This is a genomic window from Streptomyces durbertensis, assembly GCF_014156695.1.
Classification (GTDB): domain Bacteria; phylum Actinomycetota; class Actinomycetes; order Streptomycetales; family Streptomycetaceae; genus Streptomyces; species Streptomyces durbertensis.
Genome location: NZ_WMLF01000566.1, coordinates 1 through 2,927 on the forward strand (window position 1 = coordinate 1; position 2,927 = coordinate 2,927).

General features: G+C 73.5%; 2 protein-coding genes. Both read right to left on the reverse strand.

What is annotated here, in order from left to right:
- Positions 1–495: 495 nt before the first annotated feature.
- Positions 496–1,557: a secretion protein snm4 gene (locus tag GL263_RS24415; protein WP_182857908.1), complete on the reverse strand. Its 1,062-nt coding sequence runs from the start codon at positions 1,555–1,557 to the stop codon at positions 496–498.
- Positions 1,558–1,713: 156 nt separating this feature from the next.
- The gene (locus GL263_RS24420) at positions 1,714–2,736 is read right to left on the reverse strand and encodes a hypothetical protein (protein ID WP_182857909.1); all 1,023 of its coding nucleotides are present in this window, start codon (positions 2,734–2,736) and stop codon (positions 1,714–1,716) included.
- Positions 2,737–2,927 lie beyond the last annotated feature (191 nt).

The window sequence follows — 2,927 nt, forward strand, 5'->3', positions numbered from 1 at the left end:
GGGCGGGCGCGTAGGCGGTCACCGCCGGCGGCGGATACGCCCCGCCCACGGGGGCCGCCGGGGACGAACCGGCGGCTGAGGACACGCCGGGTGCGGCGGTGGCGGACGAGTCACCGGGCGCGCAAGGAACGCCGGGCGCGGAAGCAACGCCAGGCGCGGGCGGACCGCTTGGCGCAAGAGACCCGCTTGGCACAGGACGACGGCCAGGCGCGCGAGGCGCCTCAGGCGCGTCCGACGCTTCTCGGCCCTCCCCCTCCGCGACGGTGGGCGGCGCGTCCAGCGGGGTGAAGCCGGGCGGCGGCGCCGGCACCACCCCGGCCTCCGGCGCGCCGACGGGGCCGGACGGCGCCGTCCGAGGGGCCGCGGGCGCCGGCGGCGTCGTCGGCATCGGCGGGAGCCCGGCACCCGGTGCCGTCGGCGGCCGTGCGTCCCGCCGGTCCGTCGTCTCTTCCGGTGCCGACATCTCTACCGTCCCCTCGACGTACGTACTTCAGCTCAGAACGAGTCGACGAAGCGGTCGTACAACCCGCACACGCCCAGTGCGACCGGCAGCAGCAGCACCACGGCGGCCGACTCGGCCAGGTTCGCCACCTGCCGCGCCCGCCTCCGCGCCCGTGCGGCGGGCGGCGCCGCCAACGGCACCAACGGGAGCAGGGCCAGCGCCCCCAGAGCCACCAGCGGACCGACGGCCGTCCCGGCCGACCACACCGCCACCACCCGTACGACCAGCAGCGTCGCACCGGCCAGCAGCGCGAGCACCTCCACCGTGAGCGGGTAGGCGCGGCAGCGGGAGACGAGCAGCAGGGCGACAAGCAGTGTGTAGCCGGCCCCCCAGCCCGCGGCGCCGTCAAGCGCCAGCCAGCCCCCGGCGGTGGCCGACACCGCCGCGACGAGGCCAACCGGCGCCAACTCCCGGTGGGTGACGGCGAGTGCGGTGTCCACCTCGTGGCGCCGAACGGTGGCGGCGTCGGGTCGGCGCACGTGCCAACGGGTCAGCCCCGCCGACGCGAGCGCCAGCCGCGGCACGACTCCCAGTACCAGCACCGACAGCGCACCGAGCACCACTCCGGCCGTCGCCGCGTCCACGACGGCCAGGGCCGCCGCCCAGAGCACGGCGCCGGCCAGCACCGCTCCCGCCGCGAGCACCGCCGTACGCAGTCGGTCCGTGCACCAGCCGAGCAGCGCGACCACGGCTGCGAGAGCAGCCCCGACCGCGACCAGCCGGACCTCCACTCCACCGAAGCCGAACCAGCAGGCGAGAACCAGGAGCGACCCGCCGAGGTCCAACAGCGGTACGCCGGCGGCACGGCGCCCGCTCCGCGACAGCAACGCCCCTCCGGCCAGCGCCGGCAGCGCGACGGTCGCGCCCGCCACAGCCGCAGTGGCCGAGCCGAGCCGGACGGCCGTCAGGCTCGCCGCGGCCAACGCGAGGACCACGCTCACCACGCCGGCGGCCCGCGCCGCGGTCTTCTCGTCCCAGCGCCAACCGGCGTACGGCGCCACGGGCGCGGTCCGGGACGGTGCGGCCTCGGGCGGGCCTGCGGTGGTGGTCACCATGGCGTGGAAGTCCCTATGGCGAAGGAACCGTCAGAGTGTGTGTACGGCACCCCAGTCCCCTCCCGGCAGCCCATGTGCATCGCCATACTTTACGGCGCCGACACGACCGCCCCCAGAGGGCCCCGCAAGTCCGCCGGCTGCGAGGTCACCGCCGACTCACGAGGCGCGCCAGAAGGTCCACTTCGGGTCGGGGTCGGCGGACTTGAAGGAGACGGTGGCGGGGCGGTCGCCCTTGGGGAGGAAGTGGATCGAGCACTCGGTGACCGTGGCGCCCGGCTTGACCATCTCGTTCGGTACGGCGTCCGGGCACTGCTCGACGCCCGGGCCACCGATGCTGATGAGCGTCAGCTTCTGGCTCTGGACTCCGCCCGCGCTGTTGAGCACGACGTTCTTGGCCATGCTGGGGAGAACGTCCTGGTCGCCGTTGTTCCGGTACTCGATCGTCACGTAGTACGGGACCTTCTCGCGCGTGGCGTCGCTCAGCCTGAAGCGGCTCAGGTCGTCCAGGCTTCCCTCACGCACACTCTTCGGCGTTGCCGTGATCGGGATCAGATCGCCGCTGCGCTCGACGGCGGAGTCGGCGGACTTGTCCTTCGGCAGCACGCTGTCCGAGTCGGACGTGCCGTCCCCGGCCTTCCAGAGGAGGGAGTCGCTGTTGTCGTCGGCGTACGCGACGGTCGCGGGGGCGGAGCCCTTGGCCATCATCACCAGTGCGCAGACCTCCGCCGTGTCGCCTGCGGCGATGCCGGCGGGGTCGTTTCCGGAGCACTTCGGCGTCTTGTCGGACTGCGTCGACGAGAAGCCGGACATGAGTGTGATGGCCTTGCCCGGGACACCGGCGGCGTCCACGAGCGACAGCTTCCTCGTCAGGCCAGGCCGCGTCAGGGGCTCCTCGCCGTTGTTGGTGAACGAGACGGTGAGGTAGTACGGCTGCATTCCCTTGAGTTCGTCCTTGAGTCGGACGTTCTCCAGGTCGGACGGCGCGCCGCGCAGCAGGCTCTTGGGTTCGACCGTGAGGGCGTGCGACTTCTTGTCCCGGTCGGTCAGGGTCGCCTTCCGCGCCTCGGTCTCGAGCGTGACGGGCTCGGCGGCCTCGCCGCTCGCTCCGGCTTCCTTCTGCGCGGAGGCGTCGCCGTCTCCGGACGACGAGTCACCCCCGCAGCCCGCGAGGAGGAGCACCAACGCGGCTCCCGCCCCTGCAAAACCAACACCCCGGCGTCGTGCTCCGCTACGCATGTCCCCGTCTTTCGCAAACCGCCCTGCCGCGTCGTGGCCGCGGCCGACGACGCTCATGTGCGGCCCCAGTATCACCGACGCCGCCTGCCGTGATCAAAGCGCCCTGAGGAGGGGGCGACACGGGCGAGGTGGGT